Below are 16,289 nucleotides of genomic sequence, written 5' to 3' on the forward strand. Positions count from 1 at the left end.
TGTTAGCGATCTGTTTTAACAGTTGCAAGCTGTTTGTTGCTTTACAATTAAAATACAGTATTGAATGATTATTTAAACATCAATTTGCGTTAATGCTATGCATATTCGTATCTTCTTTGTACTATTTTTAAGCGCCAAGCTAAAAATACGGCTGCGGTAGTTAGCCCAACGATAAAGCCAATCCAAAAGCCTTTAGCGCCCATATTTGGCACTATCCAATCGGTTAAGCCAAGTATTAAGCCAACACTTAAACCTACTATCCAGTATGAACAAAAAGTAATGTATAAAATAGCTTGGGTGTCTTTGTAGCCTCTTAGTGCTCCTGCAGATATTACTTGAATAGCGTCTGAAAACTGAAATAGGGCGGCTACAAACATTAAGCTAACAGCTAGGTCGATAACTTGCTGGTCAATGGTATAAATTGCGGCTATTTGATTACGGAATACGAGTGATAATGTTGCGGTTAATAGGGCGATTATTACGCCAAAAATAACCGAGTAGCTGCAAATGTCTTTGGCTTCATCGTGCTTGTTTTTACCTACGGCAAAGCCAACTCTAATGGTAACCGCCATAGATAAAGATAATGGCACCATAAATACTAGCCCTGAAAAGCTTAAGGCTATTTGATGGCTTGCCACTATTTCAGCACCGAAAGGGGCAAGTATAATCGCCACTACTGAAAATAAGCTGACTTCAAACAATAACGATAATGAAATAGGGATACCAATTGTCAAAATTCCTTTTATTTGCGACCAATTCGGCGGATGAAACTTGGTTAATAATGGCGCATGCGATAATGCTTTTGCGAAGTAGGTGTAACCTAATGTGCTTAAAAACATAACCCAATACACTATGGCGGTAGCAATACCACAACCTGCGCCACCTAAGGCGGGTGCTCCAAATTCACCATAAATAAAGATGTAATTGGCTGGAACATTAACAATTAAGCCAATGAGGCTGATGATCATTGTGGGTTTGGTATGAGATAAGCCTTCTGAGTAGTTTCTTAATACTAGGTATAAGAAAAAACCCGGAGCGCCCCAAATGATGTAGGTTAGGTAGTCAAACATCAGTTGTTTTAAAACGAGGTCTAACGATACGTTTTCAAAAATAAAAGGGGCTATGGCAAAATACAGGGCAATAAAAAGTAAGCCGATAACAAGGGCAATCCATGCGGTTTGCTGGGTTGCTTTGGCTACTTGGTCAAATTTGTTAGCGCCTGCAAATTGCGAAACAATACTGGCTAACGCCATGATTAAACCAGCAACAGATAATATAAGAGGTAACCAAATACTGCTGGCTATTGCTACTGCTGCCATGTCGGTGGCACTTACTCGGCCAGCCATTACTGTATCGGCAAACCCCATTAGATTTTGTACGAGTTGCGCTATTAATATGGGGTAAGCGAGTTTCATTAAGCTTTTTGTGTTGGTTGTAAATTTGTGCCAATGCATTGGATCTTTTCTTCCGAATGTTGCTGTATAAATTATTTGTTTATTTTAGTTATTTACGTTGTTTGATATTATGAGGAATAACTGGAATATCATGGATCATATATGTTTACGGGTATAGTGCAATCGCAAGCTGAAGTTATTTCTATTACAACTGAAAATCAATTAAGTCGTTTAGTTATTGGTGTATCTCCTGAACTGGTTTATAAATTAGAAATTGGCGCAAGTATCGCAATAAATGGCGTTTGTTTAACGGTGGTTGAATATAATAAACAAGCGGATAACAGTTATACAATCGCTTTTGATATTATAGATGAATCGTTACGTGTTACTACGTTGGGTAACTTATCTGTATATGATTGGGTAAATGTTGAGCGTTCTTTAAAGGTAGGCGATGAAATTGGCGGGCATATTGTGAGTGGACACGTTCAATATAAGTCTACTTTAGTACGTAAAAACGTAACAGAAACCAATACTGCGCTATATTTTACATGCGAGTCACCTTGGTTAAAGTATATTTTTGAAAAGGGCTTTATTACGGTAAATGGTACAAGCCTTACGATAGGTGTAATTAAAGACAATACTTTTAGTGTGCATTTAATTCCTGAAACGTTAACAAGAACAAATTTAGGTAAACTGAATGTGAATGATGAAGTGAACCTTGAATTTGATCAGCAAACTATCACGATTGTAAAAACAATCGAACGATTAAATTTAAGCGAGCTAACTCAAGCTAAATAATTTAGGTGATGTTTTGCTATCACGTTATTCATCGTCGCTGTTTACAGCTAGCTGAATTTTTTGATGGTATTCATCAATATGTAAATTAAAGTGAATTTCTCGGCAACATGACGGGCATTCATCGTAGTAGTCTTGATCGCCTGATGATATGTCTAAAGTTACATGTAGATGATGTCCGCAATGAGGACAAGTGATACGCTTATTTGTTATATCTTGGGGCATGTTGCCTCCTAGATTTTGGTTTACACCAATATGGGTTAGTAATTCCTTAAGTGTTATCGTCCGTAACTGTAATTGCTGATTAGGGGGTGTTGAACTTTCAGGTATTCGAAAGATCAACAGGCCCTATACAAGTATGGTGTAATTTTTATAAAATGCACTAGACAAAATGGGCTGTTTAACTAAACCATTAAACAGTAAGGGAATTAATATTATTGGCTATCAATAATGAGGTGTTCAATTTTATTGGGTACGCCGTCCCATTCTTTTGCATCTGTTGGTGGGGCTTTTACTTCGGTTATTCTAGGCCATACTTGCGACAGCTCAGCATTTAATTCAATAAATTCTTTTTGATCTTCGGGTACTTCGTCTTCTTGAAATATTGCACCCGCAGGGCATTCAACTGGGCATAAGTCACAATCTATACAATCATCAGGGTTAATAGCTAAAAAATTAGGCCCTTCATAAAAAGCATCAGCCGGACATACGGCTACACAATCAGTGTATTTACATTTTATACAATTATCGGTAACAACAAACGCCACGTTTTTTCCTTTTATTTGATGAAATATTTTGCAGGCGATCATACCTTGAACATAAACAAATTCAATTACTGATTTCATTAATTAAATTGGTATCACCATGCTCTTGGGGTAAAATAAAGGCATTAGTTGTTATTTTACCCTACGGGGTACGCTGTTTTGGATATTTTATGCTTCGCTTGACCAACCTAAAGTTAGATCTTAATCACCAACATGAAGAATTAGAACAAGCCATTTTAGATAAACTGTCAATTAATGCTGATCAGTTAGTGAGTTTTAATGTGTTTAAACGTGGTTACGATGCACGTAGAAAAAATACCATTATTTTGATGTACACCATAGATGTTGAAACCACGATTAACGAGCAATTGCTTGAAAAGTTTGTTGATGACAATAATGTAAAAGCTAGCCCCGACACTCATTATTACTTTGTTGGCGAAGCACCAAAAACATTAGAACAAAGACCTGTAGTTATTGGCTTTGGCCCATGTGGATTATTTATTGGGTTAGTGTTAGCGCAAATGGGTTTTAAACCGATTATTTTAGAGCGTGGTAAAGAAGTACGCGAACGCACAAAAGATACATTTGGCTTTTGGCGTAAAAAAGTATTAAACACAGAATCAAATGTGCAATTTGGTGAAGGTGGAGCAGGTACTTTTTCAGACGGTAAACTTTATAGCCAAGTTAAAGACCCGAAGCATTACAGCCGTAAAGTATTACATGAGTTTGTTGAAGCTGGCGCACCAGAAGAAATTTTGTATGTAAGTAAGCCGCATATAGGTACATTTAAACTAGTCACCATGATTGAAAAAATGCGCGCCAAAATTATTGAATTAGGTGGTGAAATTCGTTTTAGTCAGCGTGTAGACGATATTTTATTTGAAGAAAACGAAGATAAACGCAAAGTTGTGGGTGTTAAATTAGCTACAGGTGAAGTTATAAATACCGAACATGTGGCGTTAGCGGTAGGGCATAGCGCACGCGATACCTTTAAAATGTTAAACGATAAAAATGTGTACATGGTGGCTAAGCCATTTTCGATTGGGTTTAGAATTGAGCATGAGCAATCGGTTATTGACGATGCTCGCTTTGGTAAAAACGCAGGTCATCCTATTTTAGGTTCTGCTGATTATAAACTGGTTCATCACTGTAAAAATGGTCGTTCTGTTTACAGCTTTTGTATGTGCCCAGGTGGAACCGTTGTAGCCGCAGCATCTGAAGAAGGGCGTTTGGTAACGAATGGTATGAGTCAGTATTCACGCCATGAACGTAACGCAAATAGTGCGATTGTTGTAGGGATCGATCCTAAAGATTTCTCTTATGGTAGCGATAGTGACGAAACCGAAAATGTTTTAGCGGGTGTTGAATTACAAAGACGACTAGAAGAGTTTGCCTATAAACTTGGTGGCGAAAACTATGATGCACCTGTGCAATTGGTTGGCGACTTTTTAGCTGGCAGAAAATCAGGCGAGCATGGTAGTGTTGAACCGTCTTACAAGCCCGGTGTTACCTACTGCGATTTAAGTGAAACATTACCGCCTTATGCAATTGAAGCCATTAGAGAAGCATTACCGGCTTTTGAAAAGAAAATAAAAGGTTTTGCTATGGAGCACGCAACGCTTACTGCAGTTGAAACGCGTACTTCTTCACCTATTCAAATTACACGTGATAAAGAAACCTACCAAAGCTTAAACGTTGATGGTTTATATCCTGCGGGTGAAGGTGCTGGTTATGCTGGCGGTATTTTATCTGCGGGTATTGATGGTATTAAAGTCGCTGAAGCGATAGCGCTTGATATACTTAAAAGGCAGTAACTTATAAAGTTAGATAAGAACATCAAAATTATTTCTTTTGATGTTCTTTTATATTAGATAGTGAATGCTTTTGCCAAGGTGACAAGGGCAGTTGCTTTTGCATATTGTTCATGGTTTTCCATAAACTATTTAGCGATATGCGTTTAGTTAACCAAAATGGAATAGCGCCTTTAGGGTCCGCAATAATCGTATATACAATATTAATATTTTGACTATTAACCGGTGTAATCTTCCAATGCGCCTTTATTACTTCTATTTGAATCATCTCGTTATTTACATATTCACTCTCTTCCACATTATGTACTTCAATTTCAAGCGATAGATCTTCATTTTGCCAATATCGAGAATTCACCACCATGTACCTTTCAGTTATTGGCCAATAACTTTTGAATGAGGTAATAAATATATTTTCTTGAGGCGATATCTGTTTTAGTACGTTACTAGAATGCGCGTTATCAAGCCATTGCGTAATGTTATCTGTGTCTTGTATAAAAAAAAGAAATCCAGCAAGGCTAGATTGAATAGCCGCCTGTGCTTTTATCTCAATTAAGTCGCTGCCTTTAATTTGTTGATAATTTACTTTGATGTTTTTATTTTCTTTCCATGTTTTCCAAGATGAATCATTTAAAGGCTCTGTTGCAAAATTTGATGTCGTATTTTGCGCAAAACTTTGCGAAGAGAAAAATAAACTGATCATGAGAGGTAAAATAGTTAAAAAACATAAAAGGGTGTAATTGTTTTTTACTTTATTTTTATGAAGAAGATAGATAACAAAAACCTTATATTTATTGCAATTAGCGCCATATTACACTATATTTCCGTGCTCATTTATTCCCTCGCTGGAATAAAATAAAAAATTAAGCAAGATATGGTTTTATTTAATAGATTTTATTCAATAAATACGGTGTCTACAAATATTAACATTGATAAAAATAAAGCAAGCGGCACTTAGTGTGTGTCGCCACTGTACAAAGGACATTTCATGCCAGTAATAACTCTTCCTGACGGCTCTCAACGCTCATTCGATAACGCAGTATCTATTATGGATGTTGCTCTTGATATCGGCCCAGGTTTAGCCAAAGCAACTATCGCAGGTCGTATAGACGGAAAACTTGTTGATGCGTGCGAATTAATTGAAAACGATGCATCATTACAACTTATTACCAGTAAAGACAGTGAAGGGCTTGAAATTATTCGCCATTCTTGTGCGCATTTATTAGGCCATGCAATTAAGCAATTATGGCCAAATACTAAAATGGCTATTGGTCCTACTATTGATAATGGCTTTTATTACGATGTTGATTTAGAAGAATCTATTACTGAAGACGATTTAGTTAAGCTTGAAAAACGCATGACTGAATTAGCAAGAACAGGTTATGAAGTTATTAAGAAGACCGGTTCTTGGCAAGATGCTTACGATGCGTTTACTGAGCGTGGCGAAACATACAAGTTAGAAATTTTAGACGAAAACATTGATAAGTCAGACACACCAGCTTTATATCATCACCTTGAATATATCGATATGTGTCGTGGTCCTCATGTACCAAGCATGCGTCATTGTCATCATTTTAAATTAATGAAAGTTGCTGGCGCTTATTGGCGTGGTAATTCAGACAACAAAATGTTGCAACGTATTTACGGAACAGCATGGGCTGATAAAAAACAGCTTAAAGCTTATATTCAACGTTTAGCTGAAGCTGAAAAGCGTGATCACCGTAAAATTGGTAAAACATTAGATTTATTCCATTGGCAAGAAGAAGCGCCAGGAATGGTGTTTTGGCACAACGATGGTTGGACTATCTATACAGAATTAGAAAAATTTATTCGTGAAAAACTTCATGAATATGATTACGACGAAGTTAAAGGTCCGTTAATGATGGATCGCGTGCTTTGGGAAAAATCAGGACATTGGGACAAGTACGCTGAAAACATGTTCACAACGACTTCTGAGAAGCGTGAATATGCGATAAAACCAATGAACTGTCCTGGTCATGTTCAAATATTTAACCAAGGTTTGAAATCTTACCGCGATTTGCCATTACGCATGGCTGAGTTTGGTTGTTGTCATCGTAACGAACCATCTGGCTCATTACACGGCTTAATGCGCGTTCGTGGTTTTACACAAGACGATGCACACATATTCTGTACTGAAGACCAAGTTCAAGACGAAGTAACCAAATGTATTCAAATGGTTTACGATGTTTATAAATCATTCGGCTTTGAAGATATCATCGTTAAATTATCAACACGACCTGAAAAACGTATTGGTAGTGATGAAATTTGGGATAAAGCTGAGCAAGGTTTAGCGCAAGCATTAACTGATTTAGGTATTACTTTTGAGTATCTTCCAGGTGAAGGTGCTTTCTATGGTCCTAAAATTGAATTTACTTTATTAGATTGTTTAGGTCGTAACTGGCAATGTGGTACAGTACAACTCGATTTTGCTTTACCTGAGCGTTTAGGTGCTACTTATGTAGGCGAAGATAACGAACGTTACACACCAGTAATGATCCATCGTGCTATTTTAGGTTCATTAGAACGTTTTATTGGTATTTTGATTGAAGAGTACACAGGTAAATTTCCAACGTGGTTATCGCCAAATCAAGTCACTGTAATGAATATTACCGACAAACAGAGCGATTATTGCAAAAAAGTAGTAAAAAAACTGAAAGAAAGTGGATTTAGAGCAAAACTAGACTTGAGAAATGAGAAGATAGGCTTTAAAATCCGCGAGCACACTTTGAAGCGTGTTCCGTATTTGTTAGTTGTTGGTGATAAAGAGATGGAATCCGGCGAAATAGCAATACGAACTCGAAGTGGTGAAGATTTAGGTACAATGTCTGTTGATGGTTTTATTGAGAAAATAACGGAAGAAGTTAACTCAAGAGCATAAACAGGTATAATAATATTTTATAATCCATATATTACACTTACGTAATAAAATATGGGAACAAAGTTCTTTGGAGGAACATGGCTATTAAAGGTGGTCAACGAGGCGGGCAAAAAGAGCCAGCTCATCGTTTGAATGAATTAATTACAGGTACAGAAGTACGTTTGATCCGTTATGATGGCGAAGCTGGAGGAATTGTTACTCTAGACGAAGCTATGAATCAAGCTGAAGAAGCCGGTGTGGATTTAGTAGAAATCAGCCCAACGGCACAGCCGCCGGTTTGTCGAGTGATGGACTACGGTAAGTTCTTGTATGAAAAAGCCAAAGAACAAAAAGAAGCTCGTAAAAAGCAGAAACAAATACAGGTTAAGGAAATTAAATTCCGACCTGGTACAGATGAAGGTGACTATCAGGTAAAACTACGCAGCCTGAAGCGCTTTTTAGAGGATGGCGACAAGATCAAGGTAACTTTACGTTTCCGAGGTCGTGAAATGGCCCACCAAGAACTAGGCTTAGATTTGTTAACTCGCGTTAAAAACGATTTAGCAGAACTAACTGTAGTTGAGTTTTTCCCTCGTAGAGCGGAAGGGCGTCAAATGGTGATGGTTTTAGCCCCTAAAAAATAGATAATATTTGGTCGTTAAAGTAATAAGCTAGCTTGCTAACTTATTCACCACTATTATCGGACACTGGTGATCCAGGCTTACAAGTAAAGCTTAACTAACTAATTGTAAAATTAGCTAAATGAGTTTTCGCCTAGGTTACTTAAATTTGGCATCCAATGCGGAGTTAGTAAAAATGCCTAAAATGAAAACCAATAAAGGTGCTGCAAAGCGCTTTAAACAAACAGCTACTGGCTATAAGTTCAAACAAGCTGGTCTTCGTCATATTCTGACTAAGCGCCGTACTAAAGTTAAGCGTCACTTGCGTGCTAAATGCATGATCGCTGCTTCTGATATTAAATCAGTTAAAAAACTTTTACGTCACGGTTAATAGGAGATATAGAAAATGGCAAGAGTAAAACGTGGTGTACAAGCACGTGCACGTCACAAGAAGGTTCTAAAGCAAGCTAAAGGTTACTACGGTGCTCGTAGTCGCGTTTATCGCGTTGCTTTCCAAGCCGTAACTAAAGCTGGCCAATACGCATACCGTGACCGTCGTCAACGTAAGCGTCAATTCCGTCAACTTTGGATTGCTCGTATTAACGCAGCAGCTCGTCAAAATGGTTTATCTTACAGCCGTTTCATTAATGGTCTTAAAAAGGCTGCTATTGAAATCGATCGTAAGATCCTAGCTGACATTGCAGTATACGACAAAGCAGCTTTTACATTCTTAGTTGAAAAAGCGAAAGCTTCTTTAGTTTAAGATTGAAATGTTGATTAGTAGAAAGGACGCCTAGTGCGTCCTTTTTCTATTCTGTTTTGTAAATGATAGATAAATAGTTTTAGCTAATGTTATTTAACGCAGATAATATTCGCTACAATTATTTTATATTTGAGATATGAAGGATTTATTGCCATGAGTCTTGCTGACAAAATTTTAGCGGTAAACAACGATTTACCTATTCGTACTGACGCACCAGTACACAGTGGTAAAGTGCGTTCAGTATATTGGTTAACTGAAACCGATAGTAAACGTTTAATAAAAGAAAAAGGCTACAACGTAGCAGAAGATACTGCCTTAGCTATTATGGTGATCAGCGACCGTATTTCAGCGTTTGATTGTATATGGAAAGGCGAAGGTGGTATGAAAGGTGTTCCTGGAAAAGGAGCCGCTTTAAATGCCATTTCAAATCATTGGTTTAAGTTATTCCAAGAAAAAGGTTTAGCTGATAGTCATATTTTAGATATTCCACATCCTTTCGTATGGATTGTTCAAAAAGCTAAACCAGTAATGATTGAGGCTATTTGCCGTCAATACATAACGGGTTCAATGTGGCGTTCATATAGTAAAGGTGAACGCGACTTTTGTGGTATTGAATTACCAGAAGGTTTACAAAAAGATTCTAAGTTACCTAAATTACTTCAAACGCCTTCAACAAAAGGTATTTTGAAAGGAATTCCAGATGTTCCTGAAGCTGATGATGTAAATATCACACGTAAGAACATTGTTGATAATTTTGACGCTTTTAATTTTAAATCGACTGATGATATTGCGTTATACGAAAAACTATTAACTGAAGGTTTTAATGTTATTTCAGATGCATTAGCTGAAATTGACCAAATATTTGTTGATACCAAATTTGAGTTTGGTTATGTAAAAGATAAAACTGGCGCCGAAAAGCTTATTTATATGGATGAAGTTGGTACACCTGATTCATCGCGTATTTGGGATGCTAACGAATACCAAAAAGGTAATATCGTTGAGAACTCTAAAGAAGGCTTCCGTCAGTTCTTATTAAATCACTTTCCTGATCCCGATGTTTTATTGAATAAAGAGAGAATGGTCGAAAGAGAAGCATTAGCAAAAAATAATGAGTTACCTGAATCGGCATTAATGGCTATTTCTGATACTTATACGGCCATTGCTGAGAAAATTACTAAGAGTAAAATTGTAATTTCTGATAATCCTAAACAAGAAGTTATCGATATTTTAAGAGATGAATATCAGCTTATTGATTAGCTTTATGAAATACTGAATCGTGAAATAAAAAATAAAAAACCACATTATATAATGTGGTTTTTTATTTTTTATGTGAACCTAGGTTCACATAAAACTTGGGGTTTTATAAATTTCCTAAAGAAGGTAGTTCTCTTATAATATCTTCACTTAAGGCTACATTGGTGTGAGATTCATCAATTGCATGCTTAGATTCATCAAGCATATCTGCAATGTTTTCTAAAATATGGTTAGTTTCGCCAACTTGTTGATGCATTTGTGCTATAACAGCTTCAGCAGCATGAGTACTCTCTAGAGAAAGAGAATGTACTTGGCCTAAGTCAGTTACTATATTTGACGTAATCTCAAGACTTTCTTCAATACTACCCACAACAATTTTTTGTTGTGTAATAATATCATCTGAAATGCCCATTATTTTTCCCATTCCTTCATGTATTTGTTCAGCTGATTCGTTTGAGATACTTGCTAAAGCTCTTACTTCATCAGCTACCACTGCGAATCCTCGACCATGTTCACCGGCTCTAGCTGCCTCTATTGCTGCGTTTAAAGCAAGTAAGTTTGTTTGACTTGCGATACTTTTTATCGCTTCTAATGATTGAGAAATAGTTTTATTGTTATTAGTTAAGCCTTCAAGTAGTACCGTAAATTCAGAAATGTTTTTTTCGGCCGTAGAAATTTTATCTGAAAGAGACTGCAATTGTTCTATGCTTATTGCACTTTTAGATGATGTTTCTTGTGCTGTAGATACTGAGTTTGCCGATAAGTCAGCCATAGCTGTTGCTTGTTCTGCTAATCGGCTAACTAGTTGAAAGTTATTTTCTATTTTGCTTAGGTGCGTTAATGACGCTTGGCTTGCGAGCTGGGTATTGGAAGCGAGTACCGATACTTTCTCTTGGAACTCGTTTGCAATTAATTGATCAACTATTCCTGCTTTTGTTTTTAAAATTTCTAGTTCAGCTTTATCAATTATGGTTTCGTTAGGAGATATTTTTTGTTTATTAAAAAAAGAGAGCATAAATTTTTTTCCATTTTATTATCATTTATCATGTTGTTTATTCATACTTTTTTGAATAAATACGACAACGGCATTGAAAACCTAATACATTAATTTTATTGAAGACTTAACTAGTATAGTTGAAATATACAATTAGTTTTTAATAAGTTGTAAAAATATAATGTTTCGTAAAGAGTCTGTCTACTTTTATATGAATTTACTTTTTATGCTCAGGTAAATATGAATTTTTCTATGGTGTGTAAATGACTATTAAATACGAAAACACATTACTTTCAATTGATTATATGTGTTTTTTTCTTAGTTTAAAAAAACGCTCTTATTTGTTTACTATCTGTCCAATAGCTTTTTTATGCATGTAAACTGTGAATATAATATATACCCGCTACCAATTAAGATGCTCATTTCTGAGTGTTCAAGCGATTCATCGAATGTGCGGTAGTTGAACTCAACAGGTATATTATTCTCCTTTTTTATGATCTTATTGTAGTTAAGTGCTACTAAATGTAATTTGATGTAATTGCAGATGGAATTCAGTTTTAGTCGTGTTAGATTGTCTTAATAAATCACTAAAATTAGTTTGTTCAGCTGTTGAAATATCTCTTATCCATTTTTTTTATTATTTGTCAGTACAGTATTAGCACATACAGTTTTGCTCAATGCGAAGCTGAAAGTACTTTATGTGCGCCCGTTGGACAATGGAAGTTATCAGTAGGTGTAGGGGCGGGAGTTTATACTAATCCTTTGTACGACAGTAAAAATATCCCTTTAATTGTAGTGCCTAGTATTAGTTATTATGGTGAACGTGTTTTTTTTCAAAACAACACATTAGGTTATACGTTTATAGAAAGCGAACAACTAACGTTAAGTGTGATCACTAAAGCAAATGTTGAAAAAGCCTTTTTTACTCGATGGCATCCTCAAAACATTTTTATCCCTAATTTATCTAACGATTTTGTAGAATCTGTACCCAGTTTTGGCGCAAGTATCAAGATCAGCCCTGATAAAGTCAGAAAAAGGAAATGGGCGTTAGATGCAGGTTTACAGCTAAATTGGTTTATATCAGATTCAATGAATGCTGAATTACAAATTATGCATGACGTTAATAGCGTTTATAATGGTTTGAACGCTAACCTAGAAGCTTCAAAAACATTGAGTGTTACAACAGAATCATCTTTAGAACTAACCGTAGGGGTGCAATGGAATAGCGCTAATTTGGTTGATTATTATTATGGTATTGATGAATCAGAAACGATTTATAATAGTGATTTATTCGAAGGTAAATCAAGTATTAACCCTTATATAAGTATTGGTTATGCATATAAATTATCACCAGATTGGACGTTTAAAAGTTACCTTAAAAGAAAAAGGTTAGACAATAATACCTATTTAAGTCCACTCGTTGAAGACCGTTATATTGATTTAATGTTTGTAGGTTTTTTCTATGAATTTTAAAAAAAAATTCTTAATGTTAATTATATTTAATATAAGTACTCAAGTTGTCGCTCAAGACGAATTAACATCAACTGTATTACAAAGTTCTGAAACCTCGAGTGTTATTAACATGTCTATTTCTCCTTCTATTTGTGTTGTAAAAACAAGGGGAGATCTTTGTCAAATGACGGCCTTTGTTATGTGGCAAGCTGGATTAGCAATAGATGCATGTTTATATCAAAACGATGACTTAATTACTTGTTGGGAAAAAAAACGTCAAATTAAGAAAAAATTAGAATTGTCGTTAATTCAAGATATTATTTTTACCTTAAAAGACCAAGATAAAGTGTTGGCTAAACAGCATGTAAAAGTGAATGCGAGCAGTTCAACCAAATACAGAAGACGATTACGATCGCAATGGAGTTTATTTTAATGAAGCACATATTGTTAGTTGAAGATGATATGAGATTATCTAAATTAATTTCAACTTTTTTAGAGCAAAGTGGCTTTCAGGTATCTGTATTAAACCAAGGTGATCAAGCCATAAGCTATATTCAAAAAAACTCATTAGATTTAGTTATATTAGACGTTATGTTGCCTAAGCTTGATGGTTTTAGTATTTGCCGTAAAATCAGAAGTTCATTTGAAAAACCAATCATTTTTCTTACCGCTAAAGACAGTGATTTTGATCATGTATTAGGATTAGAAATAGGCGCCGATGACTATATTATTAAACCTGTTGAACCTCATGTTTTATTAGCACGAATAAATATGCTACTTAGACGTAATGCTAATCTTAAAAAGGCGAATATTGAACAACTTAATTATGGTGGCTTATCTATAAATAAACCGTCAAGAACAGTTATGTTAAATCAAGAAATTATTGATTTAACAAGCCATGAATTTGAGTTGCTTTGGTTATTAGCACATCATGCTGGTGAACCTCAAAGCCGCGAATATATACATAAAAAAATGATAGGCAGAGAATATGATGGGCTTGATCGTAGTGTTGATGTCAGAGTATCTCGCTTACGAAAAAAATTAGGAGATAATACTGAAACCCCAACTAAAATTTTAACCGTTTGGGGTAAAGGATATTTATTGAGTAAAACAGCTTGGGATTAGTGAAGCGTTTATTCTTAGTTTTACTTTTAAGGGATTGTATTGAATCGTTTATTTATTAACTTGTACGTTGTTATTATTTGTGGATTGTTAGCCATTAACTTTGTGACTGAACAGTTATGGTTATTTTATGCGAATGAAAGCGACGAAATTGTTAACTCACAACACTTTATTGAGTTATTACCTCAATTTATTTCTCCTTCAGAACGTGACATTCAATTAGTTTCATCATCATTAAAAGTTCCAGTGAGTGTTATTTCTATTTCAGATGTAGCATGGTTAGACGACCAACTTAACCAGTTAAACTTAGGGCGTTCGGTTGCTCAATACAATGAGCAAGACGATGTTGTATTTTATGTAAAAGTAGCTAATGAAGAGCGTTTGTATCAAATAGGGCCATTTGTTAATCATCAAATATCATCTGCGAATGTATATATAAAATGGGTTATTCTTGCGTTTTCTTATCTGCTTTTAGCGGGGGTTGTTGCTATTTGGATAAAGCCTTTATGGCGAGATTTACATCAGCTAAATCAAATGGCCGCTACTATTGCTGACGGTGAACATGAGGTTAAGCTAGTTACCCATTCAATATCACCTATTAATCATGTTGTTGTCACTTTTCATCAAATGGCTCATCGTATTAAACGACTTCTTTCTGATCAAAAACACCTTGTGAATGCCGTTTCTCACGAACTACGAACGCCTTTGTCGAGGTTAAGGTTTGCTTTAGCTTTATTGCCTGCTGAAGACAAATTAGCGGTTAAAGAGATGGAAAAAGATATTAAAGAAATAGAAACGCTTATAGATGAAATGTTAGGTTACGCTCGGCTTGAAAATGTAAATCAACAAATTGAAAAGTCATCAGTAGACTTATCTACATTAGTTAATCAGCAGTTAAGTAAGTTAGTTTTTGTTCGCCCACTCAATATCAGTAAAAATATTCCTACTTCACTTTTATATGTATGCAATGCCAAACTCATTGAGCGAGTTATCCAAAACTTATTAGTGAATGCGACGCGATATGCTAACAACACTATAAATATCTCATTAGAAACTGATACTACAAAGTTAAATTTAGTCATTGAAGATGATGGTGTAGGCATTGCTGAAAATGAAGCAAGTAAAGTATTTAAACCTTTTTATCGACTTGAATCTCTCAGTGATAATAGTGAGACCAGTTCAGGTGCTGGATTTGGTTTAGGGCTAGCCATAGTGAAAAGAATTTGTGACTGGCACTTGGCTACATGTAAGGTAGAAAGGTCTTCTTTAGGCGGCTGTAAATTTATTTTATCTTTTCCGTATCATCAATAGCGGTATATTTACGCGTAAATCATTAAAAACTCCTATTTTTACTACATTTTTTCATCGTAATTGTGTAGAATCGGTCTCCATTTTATTAATCAAATTAGTCTACCCAAAGCCTTAACTTTTCAGTAGGGTGCTTAGAGGAAATCATGAATTTAGACGATATTATCTTGCAGGCAGAACAAGCAATAGCTGCTGCTACCGATCCTGCTGCACTTGATCAAGTACGTGTTAACTTTTTAGGTAAAAAAGGTTTATTTACAGAGCAAATGAAAGGGCTTAGTAAATTACCAAAAGAAGAAAAACCTAAAGCAGGGCAAGTAATTAACATAGCTAAACAGCACGTTCAAAAATTACTAACTGAGCGTGGTGAATTATTACGTGCTGAAGTGATTAAACAAAAGCTAGCGGCTGAATCTATAGATGTAACATTACCTGGTCGTGGAAACGAGTTAGGTGGTTTGCATCCTGTTACTCGCACTATCGAACGTATTGAAAGCTTTTTCGGTGACTTAGGTTTTTCTGTTAAAGAAGGTCCTGAAGTAGAAGATGATTTTCATAACTTTGATGCGTTAAATATTCCTGAGCATCATCCAGCAAGACAAGATCACGATACTTTCTATTTTAATCCTAAGCTTGTGTTACGTACGCAAACTTCAGGTGTACAAATTCGTACAATGGAAAAAGAAGCGCCACCATTAAGAATTATTTCTCCGGGTAAAGTATACCGTAACGATTACGATCAAACACATACACCTATGTTCCATCAGGTTGAAGGTTTGATGGTAGATAAAGACGTTAGCTTTACTCATCTTAAAGGTATTTTGCACGACTTCTTACATCACTTTTTTGAAGAAGAAGTTGAAATACGTTTCCGCCCATCTTATTTCCCATTTACAGAACCTTCAGCAGAAGTTGATATTATGGGTAAGAACGGTAAATGGTTAGAAGTATTAGGCTGTGGCATGGTTCATCCTAATGTATTGAAATCAGCCGGTATCGACCCAGAAGTATACACAGGCTTTGCCTTTGGTATGGGCGTAGAGCGTTTAACTATGCTTCGCTATGGTGTGAATGACTTACGCTCATTCTTTGAAAACGATCTTCGCTTCTTAAAACAGTTCAAGTAGGAAAGCCAAC

17 protein-coding genes are annotated in these 16,289 nt (G+C 35.7%); 12 read left to right on the top strand and 5 right to left on the bottom strand.

Features of this window, described 5'->3' with window-relative positions:
- Positions 1-95: 95 nt before the first annotated feature.
- Positions 96-1,454 carry an MATE family efflux transporter gene (locus AC0L5Q_RS01415; RefSeq protein ID WP_473613905.1) on the bottom strand — a complete coding sequence of 453 codons (1,359 nt, stop codon included), beginning with the start codon at positions 1,452-1,454 and terminating at the stop codon, positions 96-98.
- Between the two features lie 102 nt (positions 1,455-1,556).
- Here AC0L5Q_RS01415 and AC0L5Q_RS01420 point away from each other — a divergent pair, with 102 nt between their 5' ends.
- Positions 1,557-2,192, top strand: a complete 636-nt coding sequence (locus tag AC0L5Q_RS01420; RefSeq protein WP_473613909.1) for a riboflavin synthase subunit alpha — start codon at positions 1,557-1,559, stop codon at positions 2,190-2,192.
- Between the two features lie 24 nt (positions 2,193-2,216).
- On the opposite strand, the gene AC0L5Q_RS01425 is transcribed toward AC0L5Q_RS01420, so the two are convergent.
- Positions 2,217-2,414, bottom strand: a complete 198-nt coding sequence (locus AC0L5Q_RS01425) for a CPXCG motif-containing cysteine-rich protein (RefSeq protein WP_473613913.1) — start codon at positions 2,412-2,414, stop codon at positions 2,217-2,219.
- A 209-nt stretch (positions 2,415-2,623) separates the two neighbouring features.
- Entirely contained in the window at positions 2,624-2,956 is a 333-nt protein-coding gene (gene fdxA, locus AC0L5Q_RS01430; protein ID WP_473618246.1) for a ferredoxin FdxA, read from the bottom strand.
- Between the two features lie 167 nt (positions 2,957-3,123).
- Here fdxA and AC0L5Q_RS01435 point away from each other — a divergent pair, with 167 nt between their 5' ends.
- Positions 3,124-4,767 carry an NAD(P)/FAD-dependent oxidoreductase gene (locus tag AC0L5Q_RS01435; protein ID WP_473613917.1) on the top strand — a complete coding sequence of 548 codons (1,644 nt, stop codon included), beginning with the start codon at positions 3,124-3,126 and terminating at the stop codon, positions 4,765-4,767.
- Positions 4,768-4,795: 28 nt separating this feature from the next.
- On the opposite strand, the gene AC0L5Q_RS01440 is transcribed toward AC0L5Q_RS01435, so the two are convergent.
- Positions 4,796-5,464, bottom strand: a complete 669-nt coding sequence (locus AC0L5Q_RS01440; protein WP_473613921.1) for an START domain-containing protein — start codon at positions 5,462-5,464, stop codon at positions 4,796-4,798.
- A gap of 285 nt (positions 5,465-5,749) precedes the next feature.
- Here AC0L5Q_RS01440 and thrS point away from each other — a divergent pair, with 285 nt between their 5' ends.
- The 5 genes from thrS (at position 5,750) to AC0L5Q_RS01465 (ending at position 10,279) form a co-directional block, all read left to right on the top strand.
- The gene (gene thrS / locus AC0L5Q_RS01445; protein WP_473613925.1) at positions 5,750-7,660 is read left to right on the top strand and encodes a threonine--tRNA ligase; all 1,911 of its coding nucleotides are present in this window, start codon (positions 5,750-5,752) and stop codon (positions 7,658-7,660) included.
- 77 nt (positions 7,661-7,737) lie between these two features.
- The gene (gene infC, locus AC0L5Q_RS01450; RefSeq protein ID WP_473613929.1) at positions 7,738-8,283 is read left to right on the top strand and encodes a translation initiation factor IF-3; all 546 of its coding nucleotides are present in this window, start codon (positions 7,738-7,740) and stop codon (positions 8,281-8,283) included.
- A gap of 172 nt (positions 8,284-8,455) precedes the next feature.
- A complete protein-coding gene (gene rpmI / locus AC0L5Q_RS01455; RefSeq protein ID WP_077342442.1) occupies positions 8,456-8,650 on the top strand; it encodes a 50S ribosomal protein L35 in 195 nt (64 codons plus the stop codon).
- A gap of 15 nt (positions 8,651-8,665) precedes the next feature.
- Complete coding sequence (gene rplT / locus AC0L5Q_RS01460) at positions 8,666-9,022, top strand: 50S ribosomal protein L20 (protein ID WP_076418046.1); 357 nt, start codon at positions 8,666-8,668, stop codon at positions 9,020-9,022.
- 153 nt (positions 9,023-9,175) lie between these two features.
- A complete protein-coding gene (locus tag AC0L5Q_RS01465; protein WP_473613937.1) occupies positions 9,176-10,279 on the top strand; it encodes a phosphoribosylaminoimidazolesuccinocarboxamide synthase in 1,104 nt (367 codons plus the stop codon).
- A gap of 103 nt (positions 10,280-10,382) precedes the next feature.
- On the opposite strand, the gene AC0L5Q_RS01470 is transcribed toward AC0L5Q_RS01465, so the two are convergent.
- The gene (locus AC0L5Q_RS01470; protein ID WP_473613941.1) at positions 10,383-11,291 is read right to left on the bottom strand and encodes a methyl-accepting chemotaxis protein; all 909 of its coding nucleotides are present in this window, start codon (positions 11,289-11,291) and stop codon (positions 10,383-10,385) included.
- 588 nt (positions 11,292-11,879) lie between these two features.
- Here AC0L5Q_RS01470 and AC0L5Q_RS01475 point away from each other — a divergent pair.
- The 5 genes from AC0L5Q_RS01475 to pheS all read left to right on the top strand — a co-directional run bounded on the left by AC0L5Q_RS01475 (position 11,880) and on the right by pheS (position 16,279).
- A complete protein-coding gene (locus tag AC0L5Q_RS01475) occupies positions 11,880-12,743 on the top strand; it encodes a MipA/OmpV family protein (RefSeq protein WP_473613945.1) in 864 nt (287 codons plus the stop codon).
- Entirely contained in the window at positions 12,733-13,155 is a 423-nt protein-coding gene (locus tag AC0L5Q_RS01480; RefSeq protein ID WP_473613949.1) for a DUF3019 domain-containing protein, read from the top strand. Before AC0L5Q_RS01475 ends, AC0L5Q_RS01480 begins: the two co-directional genes overlap by 11 nt.
- On the top strand, positions 13,155-13,847 hold the full coding sequence (locus tag AC0L5Q_RS01485; protein ID WP_473613951.1) for a response regulator: 693 nt from the start codon (positions 13,155-13,157) through the stop codon (positions 13,845-13,847). Before AC0L5Q_RS01480 ends, AC0L5Q_RS01485 begins: the two co-directional genes overlap by 1 nt.
- Before the next feature lie 39 nt (positions 13,848-13,886).
- On the top strand, positions 13,887-15,155 hold the full coding sequence (locus tag AC0L5Q_RS01490) for an ATP-binding protein (protein WP_473613952.1): 1,269 nt from the start codon (positions 13,887-13,889) through the stop codon (positions 15,153-15,155).
- Between the two features lie 143 nt (positions 15,156-15,298).
- Complete coding sequence (pheS, locus tag AC0L5Q_RS01495; RefSeq protein WP_076418053.1) at positions 15,299-16,279, top strand: phenylalanine--tRNA ligase subunit alpha; 981 nt, start codon at positions 15,299-15,301, stop codon at positions 16,277-16,279.
- The last annotated feature ends 10 nt before the right edge of the window (positions 16,280-16,289 follow it).

It is taken from the genome of Pseudocolwellia sp. G5-9, from assembly GCF_055808995.1.

Excerpts from the sequence above, each read along its gene's own strand:
- infC (WP_473613929.1), top strand. The coding sequence starts at position 7,738 with ATGGCTATTAAAGGTGGTCAACGAGGCGGGCAAAAAGAGCCAGCTCAT.
- AC0L5Q_RS01435 (WP_473613917.1), top strand. The coding sequence starts at position 3,124 with ATGCTTCGCTTGACCAACCTAAAGTTAGATCTTAATCACCAACATGAA.
- rplT (WP_076418046.1), top strand. The coding sequence starts at position 8,666 with ATGGCAAGAGTAAAACGTGGTGTACAAGCACGTGCACGTCACAAGAAG.
- AC0L5Q_RS01425 (WP_473613913.1), bottom strand. The coding sequence starts at position 2,414 with ATGCCCCAAGATATAACAAATAAGCGTATCACTTGTCCTCATTGCGGA.
- AC0L5Q_RS01465 (WP_473613937.1), top strand. The coding sequence starts at position 9,176 with ATGAGTCTTGCTGACAAAATTTTAGCGGTAAACAACGATTTACCTATT.
- AC0L5Q_RS01470 (WP_473613941.1), bottom strand. The coding sequence starts at position 11,291 with ATGCTCTCTTTTTTTAATAAACAAAAAATATCTCCTAACGAAACCATA.
- AC0L5Q_RS01485 (WP_473613951.1), top strand. The coding sequence starts at position 13,155 with ATGAAGCACATATTGTTAGTTGAAGATGATATGAGATTATCTAAATTA.
- pheS (WP_076418053.1), top strand. The coding sequence starts at position 15,299 with ATGAATTTAGACGATATTATCTTGCAGGCAGAACAAGCAATAGCTGCT.
- thrS (WP_473613925.1), top strand. The coding sequence starts at position 5,750 with ATGCCAGTAATAACTCTTCCTGACGGCTCTCAACGCTCATTCGATAAC.
- AC0L5Q_RS01415 (WP_473613905.1), bottom strand. The coding sequence starts at position 1,454 with ATGCATTGGCACAAATTTACAACCAACACAAAAAGCTTAATGAAACTC.
- AC0L5Q_RS01420 (WP_473613909.1), top strand. The coding sequence starts at position 1,557 with ATGTTTACGGGTATAGTGCAATCGCAAGCTGAAGTTATTTCTATTACA.
- AC0L5Q_RS01440 (WP_473613921.1), bottom strand. The coding sequence starts at position 5,464 with ATGATCAGTTTATTTTTCTCTTCGCAAAGTTTTGCGCAAAATACGACA.
- AC0L5Q_RS01480 (WP_473613949.1), top strand. The coding sequence starts at position 12,733 with ATGAATTTTAAAAAAAAATTCTTAATGTTAATTATATTTAATATAAGT.
- rpmI (WP_077342442.1), top strand. The coding sequence starts at position 8,456 with ATGCCTAAAATGAAAACCAATAAAGGTGCTGCAAAGCGCTTTAAACAA.